This is a genomic window from Pantoea sp. SORGH_AS_0659 (genome assembly GCF_031453915.1).
GTDB lineage: Bacteria > Pseudomonadota > Gammaproteobacteria > Enterobacterales > Enterobacteriaceae > Pantoea > Pantoea leporis.
In genome coordinates this window covers 4,105,885-4,119,218 of the sequence record NZ_JAVJAK010000001.1, presented here as the reverse complement: position 1 = coordinate 4,119,218, position 13,334 = coordinate 4,105,885, and the positions used below count along the sequence as shown (strand labels likewise).

The 13,334-nt window shown below is 54.6% G+C and carries 12 protein-coding genes, 4 tRNA genes and 1 pseudogene; 11 read left to right on the top strand and 6 right to left on the bottom strand.

The genetic code is table 11. The annotated features are described in order from the left end of the window. Window positions 1–27: 27 nt before the first annotated feature. From wecG to Q3H59_RS19360, 5 genes are all read left to right on the top strand, one after another. Entirely contained in the window at window positions 28–762 is a 735-nt protein-coding gene (gene wecG / locus Q3H59_RS19380; RefSeq protein WP_309836415.1) for a lipopolysaccharide N-acetylmannosaminouronosyltransferase, read from the top strand. A 159-nt stretch (window positions 763–921) separates the two neighbouring features. Continuing rightward, window positions 922–998, top strand: a tRNA-Arg gene (locus Q3H59_RS19375). Between the two features lie 90 nt (window positions 999–1,088). Further along, a tRNA-His gene (locus Q3H59_RS19370) sits at window positions 1,089–1,164 on the top strand. Between the two features lie 16 nt (window positions 1,165–1,180). After that, window positions 1,181–1,267, top strand: a tRNA-Leu gene (locus tag Q3H59_RS19365). 37 nt (window positions 1,268–1,304) lie between these two features. After that, a tRNA-Pro gene (locus Q3H59_RS19360) sits at window positions 1,305–1,381 on the top strand. Window positions 1,382–1,946: 565 nt separating this feature from the next. Here Q3H59_RS19360 and Q3H59_RS19355 read toward each other — a convergent pair. The 6 genes and pseudogenes from Q3H59_RS19355 to hemC all read right to left on the bottom strand — a co-directional run bounded on the left by Q3H59_RS19355 (window position 1,947) and on the right by hemC (window position 6,882). Next, window positions 1,947–2,324 (bottom strand): MarR family transcriptional regulator, encoded by a 378-nt coding sequence (locus Q3H59_RS19355; RefSeq protein ID WP_309836413.1) that lies wholly within the window; start codon window positions 2,322–2,324, stop codon window positions 1,947–1,949. After that, window positions 2,321–2,689 (bottom strand): DUF6516 family protein, encoded by a 369-nt coding sequence (locus tag Q3H59_RS19350; RefSeq protein ID WP_101763762.1) that lies wholly within the window; start codon window positions 2,687–2,689, stop codon window positions 2,321–2,323. Before Q3H59_RS19350 ends, Q3H59_RS19355 begins: the two co-directional genes overlap by 4 nt. Window positions 2,690–2,849: 160 nt before the next feature. Then, a pseudogene (hemY, locus tag Q3H59_RS19345) lies at window positions 2,850–4,047 on the bottom strand (protoheme IX biogenesis protein HemY). A gap of 2 nt (window positions 4,048–4,049) precedes the next feature. After that, the gene (hemX, locus tag Q3H59_RS19340; protein ID WP_101763760.1) at window positions 4,050–5,180 is read right to left on the bottom strand and encodes a uroporphyrinogen-III C-methyltransferase; all 1,131 of its coding nucleotides are present in this window, start codon (window positions 5,178–5,180) and stop codon (window positions 4,050–4,052) included. Between the two features lie 23 nt (window positions 5,181–5,203). After that, entirely contained in the window at window positions 5,204–5,944 is a 741-nt protein-coding gene (hemD, locus tag Q3H59_RS19335) for a uroporphyrinogen-III synthase (RefSeq protein WP_309836408.1), read from the bottom strand. Next, window positions 5,941–6,882, bottom strand: coding sequence for a hydroxymethylbilane synthase (gene hemC, locus Q3H59_RS19330; protein WP_309836406.1), 942 nt, complete (start codon window positions 6,880–6,882; stop codon window positions 5,941–5,943). Before hemC ends, hemD begins: the two co-directional genes overlap by 4 nt. 316 nt (window positions 6,883–7,198) lie before the next feature. Between hemC and Q3H59_RS19325 the strand changes: the two genes are divergently transcribed. The 6 genes from Q3H59_RS19325 to yigB all read left to right on the top strand — a co-directional run bounded on the left by Q3H59_RS19325 (window position 7,199) and on the right by yigB (window position 13,274). Then, window positions 7,199–9,760: a class I adenylate cyclase gene (locus tag Q3H59_RS19325; protein ID WP_101763758.1), complete on the top strand. Its 2,562-nt coding sequence runs from the start codon at window positions 7,199–7,201 to the stop codon at window positions 9,758–9,760. A gap of 134 nt (window positions 9,761–9,894) precedes the next feature. Next, on the top strand, window positions 9,895–10,098 hold the full coding sequence (locus Q3H59_RS19320) for an LPS translocon maturation chaperone LptM (RefSeq protein WP_101763757.1): 204 nt from the start codon (window positions 9,895–9,897) through the stop codon (window positions 10,096–10,098). Window positions 10,099–10,127: 29 nt separating this feature from the next. Beyond that, on the top strand, window positions 10,128–10,952 hold the full coding sequence (dapF, locus tag Q3H59_RS19315; protein WP_110867946.1) for a diaminopimelate epimerase: 825 nt from the start codon (window positions 10,128–10,130) through the stop codon (window positions 10,950–10,952). Then, on the top strand, window positions 10,949–11,653 hold the full coding sequence (locus tag Q3H59_RS19310; RefSeq protein ID WP_101763756.1) for a DUF484 domain-containing protein: 705 nt from the start codon (window positions 10,949–10,951) through the stop codon (window positions 11,651–11,653). The genes dapF and Q3H59_RS19310 overlap by 4 nt, the downstream gene beginning before the upstream one ends. Continuing rightward, entirely contained in the window at window positions 11,650–12,558 is a 909-nt protein-coding gene (gene xerC / locus Q3H59_RS19305; protein ID WP_222234955.1) for a tyrosine recombinase XerC, read from the top strand. The genes Q3H59_RS19310 and xerC overlap by 4 nt, the downstream gene beginning before the upstream one ends. Beyond that, complete coding sequence (gene yigB, locus Q3H59_RS19300) at window positions 12,558–13,274, top strand: 5-amino-6-(5-phospho-D-ribitylamino)uracil phosphatase YigB (protein WP_277974368.1); 717 nt, start codon at window positions 12,558–12,560, stop codon at window positions 13,272–13,274. The genes xerC and yigB overlap by 1 nt, the downstream gene beginning before the upstream one ends. Window positions 13,275–13,334 lie beyond the last annotated feature (60 nt).

Sequence of the window (13,334 nt, the reverse complement as noted above, 5' to 3'; positions counted from 1 at the left end):
CTTTGGGCACAACGGGAAATTCATACCATGGAAACCGATAAGCCGCGCTATAGCCTGCGCGGAGTCGATCTTCACGCCTTCAACGATATGGCGAGCTTTCTGCGCTTTCTGCTGCCCGAGGGTAAACCGCGTTGCGGCACGCTGGTGGCGATGAATGCCGAGAAAATGCTCACGCTGGAAGAAGATGCGCAGCTACGCGCACTGATCGCTGAGGCTGAGTTCAAATATCCGGATGGCATCAGCATCGTCCGTTCGCTGCGTAAGAAGTATCCTCAGCTGCAGGTGAACCGCATTGCAGGCGCGGATTTATGGGAAGCGTTGATGGAGAGTGCAGGGCGTAGCGGCATTCCGGTGTTTCTGATTGGTGGACGTCAGGCGGTGCTGCAGGAAACCTGCGACAAGCTGCGCCGACAGTGGAATGTGAATATCGTTGGCAGTCAGGATGGTTACTTTGCGCCTGAAGCGCGCGACGCGCTGTTTGCCCGCATCGCCGCGAGTGGTGCGCAGATTGTCACGGTGGCGCAAGGTTCGCCGCGCCAGGAGCTGTTGATGCGTGATTGCCGCGCCCATTGGCCGCATGCGCTCTATATGGGCGTTGGTGGCACTTACGATGTGTTTACCGGGCACGTTAAGCGCGCGCCCGTTTGGTGGCAAAAGTCCGGACTGGAATGGCTTTATCGCCTTATTCGTCAGCCTTCGCGTCTGCGTCGCCAATTTAAGCTGCTGAAATACTTACGCTACCATTGGCGGGGCGACCTCTGAAATTGCTGGTTTTTCCAGCGAAAATGAGAGGGTAAGCGCCTCAAACTGCTGTAATTATCGATGGAATGCACAAAGCGTAATCAAACGCGTTTTTTTTCTAAAAAAGGGCTGGACAGTATGAGGTCAAGCCCGTAGTATGCCCATCCGCAACGGCGCTACGCGCCCGTAGCTCAGCTGGATAGAGCGCTGCCCTCCGGAGGCAGAGGTCTCAGGTTCGAATCCTGTCGGGCGCGCCATTTAGTTTGTGCGCAAGAGCTTCGGTGGTTGGTTAGACCGCGTTATGCAGTGAATTAGTAAGCGAAACACGCTTACGCACCAGAATTATGGTGGCTATAGCTCAGTTGGTAGAGCCCTGGATTGTGATTCCAGTTGTCGTGGGTTCGAGTCCCATTAGCCACCCCAGATTTTGCTCGGTCACGCGATGGTGGCGGAATTGGTAGACGCGCTAGCTTCAGGTGTTAGTGTTCTTACGGACGTGAGGGTTCAAGTCCCTCCCTTCGCACCAGGCAAAATTACGCTGTAGCGTTAAAGAAGTAAAAAATCGGCGAGTAGCGCAGCTTGGTAGCGCAACTGGTTTGGGACCAGTGGGTCGGAGGTTCGAATCCTCTCTCGCCGACCATATTCGAAAAGCCTGCTTGAAAAAGCAGGCTTTTTTCGTTTGTATCCGCCATTCATATTCTCAACTCTTCCCATCATTTCCTTTGAGCGTAATTCCGCACATTGTCGCTATTTAGATACATATAACTCATTGATTTATATGGGTATGACAATTCCTTGCATAGCTTGTCGTTCTGCGGAGACAGCTTATTGAATGATCGTCGCGTTTTACCGACAGTGGCTAACACCGGGATTGTGGCAGGGACTATATCCTGTTGATATTAACTAGCTTATTGCACGTGCTGCAACTTTGGCACGTCTTGTGCAATAATCTACCTGTAGATGCTCATTCCACCTCTTATGTTTGCTGATGCTACATAAACCTGGGAATGATGCAGAGCCCCTTACGGCATCCGTTGTCCAGCCTGGCAGTATTTGCGCACGCTTTACTGCAGTAAGAAGGACATTACGTTGAGTCGGATGCCATCAGTTGTCTTAACGACCTGATCTTACACCTGCTTATGGCAGGTGTTTTTTTGTCTGCAGTATGGTGAAGGGTAGATTCGGCTTCGGAACGCAAGGTTCAGTTAAGCCGCTTTGGGTTTTGCGATGAGTTCACTGGTCACGCGTATATCGAACTCAGTGAAAAGTGCGGTAGGAATTTTTTTTTTGCCTATCTTCTTCAGGCTCACAAAGCCGTGACCTTCCAACGTTTTCAGCGTCGCAGACAGATTACTGACTCGACGTCCCGAAAGCTCCGCCAGCTCTGTAACGGTCTGAGGTTTGCGCTCGTGCATAAGCTTGAGAAGTAGGATGTTCTCATTGCTAAGCACCTGCGCAATCGCGTTTACGGACGCAAACCAAACTTTGGGTTCATCAGCCTCAGGTTTGTACTGCCCACTCGCAATGCTCAGCATGCGATTACGCATATTCTCTGGAGAAATAATGCCGATGAGCGCTTTCATGATTTACCCTCTTTTTCACCAATGATTTTGTCTACATTTTCCAGAAAGTCTTCGAGCAGTTGGCTGGCCGAAACAAAGAAATAGGGCTGCCCAGAATCAACAGAGGTTTTATGCAGATGGTCATAAACCGTCCATTTACCTGAAAAACCTCTCTTCGGCGGCTTAATGGCATGAGCGTTATCTATGCCGAAGATGCGGGTGTTGTAATTGTTATGGAAGGTAAGATTGTACCTTATGCCATGCGGCCTGAACTTCGACGGTGCTTCTTTACGAACCTCAATTTTCCACCAATATCCGCTCTCATAAGTAAATCGATATCCATCCATGTCGATCAGCGTATTTAATCCGTAGTCTTCATCATCCATATACTTATGACCCGATCATAACAAATCTATGTTGCTGTGTAAAATTTCATCAGGCCCACACGGTAATGATCGAAACAGATCTGGATATTGATTAGCGATAAATTGCAGGCAAAAAAAAGCCGGGACAAGCCCGGCGTGCACAAAAGTAACAATCGTAAAATCAGGCGCTGGAATTGGTCTTCAGCGTGAGTAGCAGGCCTTCACGACGCATTTTGGCAGCATCTTCCGGGCGATGCAGGCGGTCGTAAACATCGGCCAGCCAGGCATAATCAAACGCATCCGGACGCTGCGCCAGCGCTTGCTGGAACGCTTCTGCTGCCTGCTGCCATTCCCCATGACGCATCAGCAGCTGACCCAACGTGCTATGGAGCAGCGGCGTGGCGCCATGCTGTTTAATCTGCTGACGCAATGCTTTCTCCAGAGATTGCGGATCGCCACTTTTGATGCGGCGGCATCAGCAATACCAGACGATCGTCATATTGACGTTTCAGACCTTCCAGCACGATGCTCTGTGCGGTATCCGGATCGTCACACTCAATCAGGTGTTCTGCCATAGCCACCTGCAAGGCGGTTTCCTGACGCGTTTTGCGGCTCTGGTTTTGCCACCATTTCTTCAAACCGTCGCTGCCTTGATCGGCCATCGCCTGGTTCATCAGGCCCAGCCAGGCTTGCTGCTGCAAGGCATCGCGCTGTGCTTCATCATTGATCTGCACTTTCTGCATCGCAGGCAGAATGTCGAGCAATGCGCCCCATGCGCCGGTACGAATATAGGCTTGTTCTGCCAGACGCAACACTTCCGGATGGCGCGGCGCGACTTCCAGCAGGCGATCAACGCCATGGCGTGCCGCATGATCTTCGTTGCGCGCCAGTTGCAGACGTACGCGTGTGATTTCAACCGGAATCGTGTCGTTCACCGATAACTCAGAAGCGCGCTCCAGATGCTGATTAGCACGGATTTCGTCACCGCGTTGCTGTGCCGCTTCGGCAGCCAGCAAGTAGTTTGCCACTGGCTGATCGGCGTGGTCGGCATTTTTCGACAGCAGTTTTTCGGCCTGTTTAAAGTCACCTTCCGCCAGTTTCATCAGCGCGCTTTGCGTGTGGCGCTGCGCGCTACGGCGCTTGCGGCCGGTGAACCAGCCGCGTGTGCGGGCGCCAGTACGGAACAGGCGACGCAGAATCCATTCCACCAACAAAATCACCAGCAGGCTGAGGATCAAGATGATCGCCAGGCCGGTTACGCTGGTTTCAATGTTCCAGTTGTCGGTTTGGATCAACACGTAGCCCTGATGGCCGGCCACCATCGGTCCAACCACAATGCCCGCAATCAGCAGCAGGAAAAGCACCAATACTTTCAGCATGGTTAGCCTCCTTGTTGATCAGCAGCAACCGATGGCTGAGCCAGCAAATTACGTACGCGGGTTTGCATCAGTTTTTCCAGCAGCGGCTGGCTTTCCAGCGTATCCGGCACATCCATTGAAATGCTTTGCTGACTCAATTCATCCAGCTGTGCAAGGAAGGCTTTGGTGGCGGCATCGTTGGTGTCATACCAGGCGCGAACCCAGGTTGATACCGCATCGATAGACTGTTTGTAGATCTCATCCTGATGACGCGGTACGGCCTGAGCCGCAATCAGCAGGCGCGAACGAATGTTTTCGCGCAGGTAAACGTCCTGATTCGGTGCCAGCAGCGGCTGTGCGGTGTTGTCGCGGCGGCGGATGGTGATGAAATCATCCATAAAGTTATGCCAGCTTTTCACCAGATTTTGACGCCACTCGTGCAGCGAACTTGAGAGTTCACCGCCATCAGCGTCCATAGGCGAATCATCGCTGTCGTTGTCGGCCAGGCGTAGATTATCGACGCCGTTCGACAGCTGATTAAGCTTGAGGATGGTGCCGTCATAATCAACCTGGCTGACGGCGGAGAGTGAACTGATGTCCTGCGTTAAGGCGCGACGCACGTTCATCACACTCGGATCGTTCATGTCGGCCAGGCTGGAATCAGCACTTTTCAATAACGCTGCCGCGGTGGTGACATCCTGATCGCTCCACAGTTTGCGGCCCGCCAGTTTGACGAGGTAGTCCGCTTGCGCCAGTAGCCAGGTACGCGTGTCGTTTCCAGAGATGGTAGCGACTTTATCGCGCAGGGTTTCCAGCTCTTTTGCGCTGTTATCCTGCTGCGTGCGCGCCTGCTGCAAGGCGCTGTTGGCGCTATCCAGCTGTTGCGTCAGCTGCTGTTTGTCGCTGCCCAGTTGCTGCTGCAAGGCGCTCAGCTGCTCACTGAGATTCTGGTTAGTTTGAGCCTGTAAATCGGCCTGGTGTTTCCCATTAAGGTAAAGTCCCGCCCCAATCGCCAGCGCAATCACAATCGCCACGGCACTCAGCACCTTGCCATCGCCTTTTTTATCGCGAGGTGGTTTGGTTGCTGGCGAGGGAGAATTGTCCGCTGGGGTGGTTTCTTCAACCATGGCGGAGGAGGCTTTTTGTTCCGTCATTATGGCTCATCCCATTGTTAAGTTCAGCGTAACGCGCGCAGCAGCGCATCGTTATCGGCACCATCGGCTACATCAATGTCCTGCCAGCCTAATTCAGCGGCTTGCGTAGCCAAACGTTCACTGACGACCACAAGCCGACAGTGCAGTAACCATTCCCGACGATCAATTGGCGGAAACAGAGAAAAGAGTTGTTGTAACATTTCGCCGCTGGTTACCACCAGCGTTGTAATGCCGCGATCGCGCCAGCGTCGGCCTTCAGTCGCGCCGTTGTAGTGCTTTTCACAGCGCTGATAGCACTCGCAGTATTGCACCTCAACGCCGCGTTCAATCAGCGTTTCTGCCAGCAACTCGCGCCCCGGACTGCCGCGCAGAATCAGCGCGCGTTTGCCACTCACCTGCTGCAGACGGTTCAGGCGCACCAGCTCTTCGCTGGTCTCCCGCGCATGAGGATAGTCTACTTTGAGATTACTGACGGTATGCAGGGCTAAAGCGGTGCTGCGACCAATAGCATAATAGTTGAGGGCTTCAGGCCATATTGTTGCGCTTTGCTGTAAAGCGGGCTCGGCGAAAGTAACGACCTGCTGCGACAGTAAAAACACCAGATCGCCTGGCTGTAACGCCGCAAGTTGGCTTGGCAAATGGATAAGATCGCGACCCGGCGTAAATTCAATCAGCGGGAAGCCCCATGCCAGCTTGCCCAGGCTGCGCAAACGCGAGACCAGTTCAGTGGCGGCCGGTTCCGGGCGGGTCACGAGGATGGTCATACTGGCGGTTGACCTTGATACACTTCACGCAGAATGTCGCGCGCGCCGCCATCCAACAGCTCTTCGGCCAGCGAAACCCCCATTCTTTCGGCGTGATCGCGTGGACCGCGACGCTCGCCGACCACCATTTGACTGCCGTCCGGTGAGCCGACTAATCCGCGCAGCCACAGCTGATTGTCTTCCAGCACCGCGAAGCTGCCGATAGGCACCTGACAACCGCCTTCCAGCCGCGTGTTCATTGCGCGTTCGGCGCGCACGCACACGGCGGTATCGTCGTGATTCAACGCCTGTAGCAGCGTAATCAATTGTTCATCATCTGCGCGGCATTCAATGCCGACGGCGCCCTGACCCACTGCGGGCAGAGAGATCTCGGCAGGCATTGCCTGACGGATGCGATCTTCCAGACCTAAACGCTTCAAACCGGCCGCCGCCAGAATGATGGCGTCATATTCACCGGCATCGAGTTTGCCGAGACGCGTGCCGACGTTGCCGCGCAGTGAGCGAATCACTAAATCCGGACGACGGGCGCTAAGCTGGCACTGGCGACGCAGGCTGGACGTCCCAACAACCGCGCCTTGTGGCAGCTCATCAACACTGTTGTAACGATTGGAGACGAAAGCATCGCGCGGATCTTCACGCTCGCAAATGGTCACCAGACCGAGGCCTTGTGGAAAATCGATCGGCACATCTTTCATTGAGTGCACGGCGAGATCGGCGCGGCCTTCCAGCATTGCCAGCTCAAGCTCTTTAACGAACAGCCCTTTGCCGCCAACCTTTGCCAGTGGCGTATCAAGGATGACATCACCTTTGGTGACCATCGGCAGCAACTCAACTTGCAGACCCGGATGAGCCGCCATCAGACGCTGTTGGACATATTGTGCCTGCCACAAAGCAAGGGGACTTTGTCTGGTAGCAATTCTGAAAATTTTGTTTAACATGCTGTTAACCATTTTGATCGTTCATCGAATATCCTATCATTGATAGGGGAATGCTGTCAGTTTCAACGGATTGAAAAGGCCGCGATGTCAGACTGCGCCTGGATCTTGCGGGTCGCAGTTTTATGTCGAAGTCTGAAAAAAGCAGGGCTACGGTCGGAACATGCTAAACTGTTAAGTAGCGCAACTTTCTTTACGGTCAATCCTCCGGGTGTTAGATTGATCACGTTTCCAGCAATTATTTGCCCGATATCTTTATTATTAAGCGGCAGAATGCGGAAACAGGGTGCTTAACACTGGGACAATCAGGCGAAACGTCTTGTACCTCTACATTGAGACACTGAAACAGAGACTGGATGCGATTAACCAGCTGCGTGTAGATCGCGCACTGGCTGCCATGGGGCCTGCTTTCCAGCAAGTCTACAGTCTGCTGCCAACATTATTGCATTACCATCATCCGCTGATGCCGGGCTACCTCGAAGGTAGCGTTCCGCATGGCGTCTGCCTTTACACGCCCGATGAAAATCAATTCCAGCTGCTGCAGAACTTAGCGGGCGGACAACCGCTCGATCTCACCGCCGCCGTCGCGGGCGAACGTCCAATTACCGGCATTTACTCAATGGGCAGCACCTCGTCGGTTGGGCAAAACAGCATTTCCGACCTCGACATCTGGGTATGCCACCAATCGTGGCTGGATAATGAAGAGCGCCTCAATCTGCAGCGTAAGTGTACGCTGTTGCAGAAATGGTGTGTGTCGATGGGTGTGGAAGTCAGCTTCTTCCTGATTGACGAGAACCGTTTCCGCCATAACGAAAGCGGTAGCCTCGGCGGTGAAGACTGCGGTTCTACCCAACATATTTTGCTGCTGGATGAGTTCTACCGCACCGCCGTGCGTATGGCGGGTAAACGCATCCTGTGGAATATGGTGCCTGGCGAAGAGGAGCACCATTACGACGATTACGTCATGTCGCTCTATTCACAAGGCGTACTGACGCCGAATGAGTGGCTGGATCTCGGCGGCCTTGGCACGCTGTCAGCGGAAGAGTATTTCGGTGCCAGCTTGTGGCAGCTGTATAAAAGTATCGACTCGCCGTATAAAGCGGTGCTGAAAACCCTGCTGCTGGAAGCCTACAGCTGGGAATATCCCGACACGCAGCTCTTGTCGATGGACATCAAGCAGCGCCTGCACGACGGCGAAATTGTCTCCTTCGGTCTCGATCCTTACTGCATGATGCTGGAGCGCGTGACGCGCTATCTCACTAGCGTTGATGACATGGCGCGCCTCGATTTAGTGCGTCGATGTTTCTATTTAAAAGTGTGTGAAAAGCTCTCGAGCGAAGATCACCATCATCAGCGCACCGGCTGGCGGCGCGAGATCTTATCGCAGCTGGTTAAAGAGTGGGGCTGGGATGAAGAGAAGTTAGCGGTACTGGATAACCGCGCGCAGTGGAAAATCGAACGGGTACGCGAAGCGCACAACGAGCTGCTGGATGCGATGATGCAGAGCTATCGCAACCTGATTCGCTTTGCGCGTCGCAACAATTTAAGCGTCAGCGCCAGCCCGCAGGATATCGGCGTGCTGACGCGTAAACTGTATGCCGCGTTCGAGGCGCTGCCGGGTAAAGTCACTTTAGTGAACCCGCAGATTTCGCCCGATCTCTCGGAAGAGAATCTTACCTTTATTCATGTCCCGGCGGGCCGCGCTAATCGCGCCGGTTGGTATCTGTATAACCAATCGCCGGACATGAGTTCCATCATCAGCCATCAGCCGCTGGAATATAATCGCTATCTGAACAAGCTGGTGGCGTGGGCGTGGTTTAACGGTTTGCTGACCAGCAAAACGCGTCTGCATATGAAGGGCAACGATCTGTGCGATCTGCCGCGTCTGCAGGAACTGGTTAACGATGTGTCGAGCCACTTCCCGCTGCGCGTGCCAGCACCGACGCCGAAAGCGCTCTACAGCCCGTGCGAAATTCGTCACTTAGCGATTATCGTTAACCTGGAACACGATCCTACCTCCGCATTCCGCAATCAGGTGGTGCATTTTGATTTCCGTAAGCTGGATGTGTTCAGCTTCGGTCAGCAGCAGCAATGTCTGATTGGCAGCATCGATCTGCTCTATCGCAACTCGTGGAATGAAGTGCGTACGCTGCACTTCAATGGTGAGCAGGCGATGATTGAGGCGCTAAAAACCATTCTCGGCAAAATGCATCAGGATGCAGCGCCGCCGGATACGGTAGAAGTATTCTGCTACAGCCAGCATCTGCGCGGTTTAATTCGTACTCGCGTGCAGCAGCTGGTTTCGGAATGCATTGAGCTGCGTCTGTCGAGCACGCGTCAGGAACCGGGCCGCTTTAAAGCGTTACGCATGGCGGGCCAAACCTGGGGCTTATTCTTCGAACGCATGAGCGTGTCGGTGCAGAAGCTGGAAAACGCCGTGGAATTTTATGGCGCGATTTCTAACAACAAGCTGCATGGTTTGTCGATTAAAGTGGAATCGAACCAGACGCCGTTGCCGCCGGTGGTGAACGGCTACGCCAGCGAAGGCATCATTCAGTTCTTCTTTGAAGATACTAATGACGATCGCGGTTTCAACATCTATATCCTCGACGAAACCAATCGCGTTGAGGTTTATCACCATTGCGAAGGCAGTAAAGAAGAGCTGGTACGCGACGTGAGTCGATTCTACTCATCGTCGCATGACCGTTTTACCTACGGTTCCAGCTTTATCAATTTTAACCTGCCGCAGTTCTACCAGATTGTGAACACTGGCGAACGTTTCCAGGTGATTCCTTTCCGCAGCCAAACGCTGACGCAGCTCTGCGCTACCCAGCCTGACAACGACAACGGCGACTTCCAGCCGCGCTACCAAATGCATTGATCCCGCCCGCGTTCGCGCGGCGGGATGCGCTGTTACTCTGACCTGCCGCAGGAAATGCGGCTATTTCCTGTTGCTTTTACAACGTCAACTGCGATGATAAGCAACCATGGCTTTAGGACAGAAGAGCAGACAGAATGATACGAGTGATGAGTCAGCTGGGTATGGCGCTGGCACTGGTCAGCCTGGTAGGCTGTGGCCTAAAAGGACCGCTGTATTTCCCGCCGAAAGATCAGCCAAACAAGCCGAAACAGCAGGTCACCGCGCAGCAGCAAAAAGCGGCTCAGGATGCTGATGTCGGTGGTTTGGTCACCAGCAAGCCTGGTTCGCAGGCCAACTAAACTCAATGAGTAATCCGGCGGAGCAGAAAATGCAGTTCTCAAAAATGCACGGTCTCGGCAACGACTTTATGGTTGTGGATGCTGTGACGCAAAACGTCTTTTTTTCGCCGGAACTGATTCGCCGCCTGGCGGACAGAAATCTGGGGATCGGTTTTGATCAGCTACTGATCGTTGAACCGCCTTACGATCCGGATCTCGATTTCCATTACCGCATTTTCAACGCCGATGGCAGCGAAGTCGCGCAGTGCGGCAACGGCGCACGCTGCTTTGCCCGCTTTGTGCGTCTGAAAGGTTTGACCAATAAAAGCGACATTCGTGTCAGCACGCAAACCGGCCGCATGGTGCTCAGCGTTACCAATGATGAGCTGGTGCGCGTCAATATGGGTCAACCCAACTTCGAACCGCAAAGCGTGCCGCTCCGCGCGAATAAAGCAGAGAACCTTTATTTGCAGCGGGTGGCCGAGCAAACCGTGATGTTTGGTGCGGTATCGATGGGCAATCCGCACTGCGTGATTCAGGTAGAAAGCGTGAAAACCGCGCCGGTGGAAACGCTGGGCCCAGAGCTGGAAAGCCACGAGCGATTCCCGGAGCGCGTCAATGTCGGCTTTATGGAAGTGGTCAATCGTGAACACATCCGTCTGCGCGTGTATGAACGTGGTGCAGGCGAAACCCAGGCATGCGGCAGCGGCGCCTGCGCGGCGGTCGCCTGCGGCGTTCAGCAGGGCATTCTGGCGGAAAATGTCCGCGTCGATTTGCCGGGCGGAACGCTGCACATTGCCTGGAAAGGGGAAGGGCAGCCGCTGTTTATGACCGGTCCAGCCACACACGTCTACGATGGGTTTATTCATCTATGAAAAATGTCGAAGAGCAAACCGAAAGCGAGGTTTTGCTGGACGATCAATCGGTAAGCGCATTTCTGCGTCAAAACCCCGATTTTTTTATTCGCAATGCGCGCCAGGTTGAACAGATGATGGTGCCGCATCCGGTACGCGGCAGTGTTTCGCTGGTGGAGTGGCATATGGCGCGGCAGCGCAACCACATCCAGCAGTTAGAAGAGGAGATCACGCTGCTGATGGAGCAGGCTACCGCCAACCATCAGCTGTTTGATCGCCTGCTGGCGCTGCAAGGTCATCTCGCCGCCGCCGACAGCTTGCAAGAGATGCTAACGCGTCTGCACCGCTGGGCGCGCGAACTGGGTCTGGCCGGCGCACACGTACGCGTGTTCAATGACAAGTGGCACATCGGCGCACCCTCTGATTTCACCCAGCTCGGCTTGTCACGTCAGGCATTCGAACCGCTGCGCATTCAGCGCTTCGGCAATGAACATCACTATCTCGGCAGCCTGAACGGTCCGGAATTGCTACTGCTGTTGCCGCAGGCCAAAGCGATTGGCTCGGTAGCGATGTCGCTGATGGGCGAACGCGGAGAGCTGGGCATATTAATGTTCACCAGCCGCGATAATCAGCATTATCAGGCGGGCATGGGTACGCTGCTGCTGCAGCATCTGGCGCAAATGTTGCCGGATCTGCTGTCACGCTGGATTGAACGCGCATGAGTCACGTCAGTCCGCTGCTGCCGGCCGTGGATGACTTTCTGCGTTATCTCAAGGTCGAACGCCAGCTGAGTCCGCTGACGCAAAAGAATTACCAACGGCAATTGCAGGCGATTATGGCAATGGCCGATGAGATGAAGCTGACGAGCTGGTCGCAGCTGGAACCGGCGCAGGTGCGCAGCCTGGCGGCACGCAGCCGGCGGGGCGGTTTAGGCGCCAGCAGTCTGGCGCTGCGTATGTCGGCGCTGCGCAGTTTTCTCGACTGGCAAGTGCATCAGGGCATGCTGAGCGCCAATCCCGCCAAAGGCATATCCACGCCGCGTAATGCGCGCCATCTGCCGAAAAACATGGATGTCGACGAAGTTAACCAACTGCTGGAGATCGATCTCAACGATCCGCTGGCGGTACGCGACCGCGCGATGCTGGAAACCATGTACGGCGGCGGTTTGCGTCTGTCTGAGCTGGTGAATATGGATTGTCGCCACATGGATTTGGAGGCCGGTGAAGTGCGGGTGCTGGGTAAAGGCAGCAAAGAGCGCCGCGTACCGATTGGCGGCACGGCGGTCACCTGGATTCAGCACTGGTTACCGCTGCGTGCTAGCTTTGCGCCGCAGGATGATGCGGTGTTTGTCTCCAGCCGCGGCAGCCGGATTTCGACGCGCAACGTGCAGAAGCGTTTTGCCGAATGGGGCATCAAGCAAGGCGTTGCCAGCCATATTCATCCGCATAAACTGCGCCACTCTTTTGCCACGCATTTGCTGGAATCGAGCGGCGATCTGCGCGCGGTACAGGAACTGCTCGGTCACGCCAATCTGGCGACCACGCAAATCTACACCCATCTGGATTTCCAGCATCTGGCGACGGTTTACGATGCGGCCCATCCGCGTGCCAAACGAGGAAAGTCTTAATGAAGTTTTATCGTCCGCTCGGCCCGATCAAAGCAATCACCTTTGATCTCGACGACACGCTGTATGACAACCATCCCGTCATTCGCAAAACCACTGCCGAATCGCACGCTGCGCTGCAGGCGTATCATCCAGCTCTGCGAGAATTCACCCCGGCGGATTATCAGACGCTGCGCAATGAGTTGCTGGCGCGCGAGCCGGAAATTTATCACGATGTGTCTGAATGGCGTCGTCGCTCGGTGGAGCTGGCGCTGCTCAATGTCGGCTTATCCAAAGCGGAAGCCACCGCCGGTGCCAGCGACGTGATGAGCGTCTTCCATCAGTGGCGTAGTGAAGTCGATATGCCGGAAGAGACGCATCAAACGCTGACGTGGCTGGGCGAGCGCGTGCCGCTGGTGGCGATCACTAACGGCAATGCCTGCCCGGAAAAGCTCGGTATTAATCATTACTTCCAGTTCGCGCTGCGTGCCGGTCCGCACGGTCGCGCCAAGCCGTGGCAGGATATGTATCATCTGGCCGCTGAGCGTTTGAGCATTGCGCCGCAGCACATTCTGCACGTCGGCGACGATCTCACCACCGATGTTGCCGGTTCGCTGCGTGCCGGTATGCAAGCCTGCTGGATCAATTTGCGTGAAGGCAATCTGATGAAGATCGACGATGCGCGTTTGCTGCCGCACGTTGAAATTGATCGGTTGGCATCTCTGACCTCGCTGCTATAATCCACACATGTAAATATATACAGCTCTATCCGCAGCAGTGTGGATTTGAGTTCATTTTCT

Coding starts and splice junctions, on each gene's coding strand:
- Q3H59_RS19355 (WP_309836413.1), bottom strand. CDS start 2,324: ATGAAAGCGCTCATCGGCATTATTTCTCCAGAGAATATGCGTAATCGC.
- wecG (WP_309836415.1), top strand. CDS start 28: ATGGAAACCGATAAGCCGCGCTATAGCCTGCGCGGAGTCGATCTTCAC.
- hemX (WP_101763760.1), bottom strand. CDS start 5,180: ATGACGGAACAAAAAGCCTCCTCCGCCATGGTTGAAGAAACCACCCCA.
- hemD (WP_309836408.1), bottom strand. CDS start 5,944: ATGACCATCCTCGTGACCCGCCCGGAACCGGCCGCCACTGAACTGGTC.
- xerC (WP_222234955.1), top strand. CDS start 11,650: ATGAGTCACGTCAGTCCGCTGCTGCCGGCCGTGGATGACTTTCTGCGT.
- Q3H59_RS19350 (WP_101763762.1), bottom strand. CDS start 2,689: ATGGATGATGAAGACTACGGATTAAATACGCTGATCGACATGGATGGA.
- Q3H59_RS19320 (WP_101763757.1), top strand. CDS start 9,895: ATGATACGAGTGATGAGTCAGCTGGGTATGGCGCTGGCACTGGTCAGC.
- yigB (WP_277974368.1), top strand. CDS start 12,558: ATGAAGTTTTATCGTCCGCTCGGCCCGATCAAAGCAATCACCTTTGAT.
- dapF (WP_110867946.1), top strand. CDS start 10,128: ATGCAGTTCTCAAAAATGCACGGTCTCGGCAACGACTTTATGGTTGTG.
- hemC (WP_309836406.1), bottom strand. CDS start 6,882: ATGTTAAACAAAATTTTCAGAATTGCTACCAGACAAAGTCCCCTTGCT.
- Q3H59_RS19310 (WP_101763756.1), top strand. CDS start 10,949: ATGAAAAATGTCGAAGAGCAAACCGAAAGCGAGGTTTTGCTGGACGAT.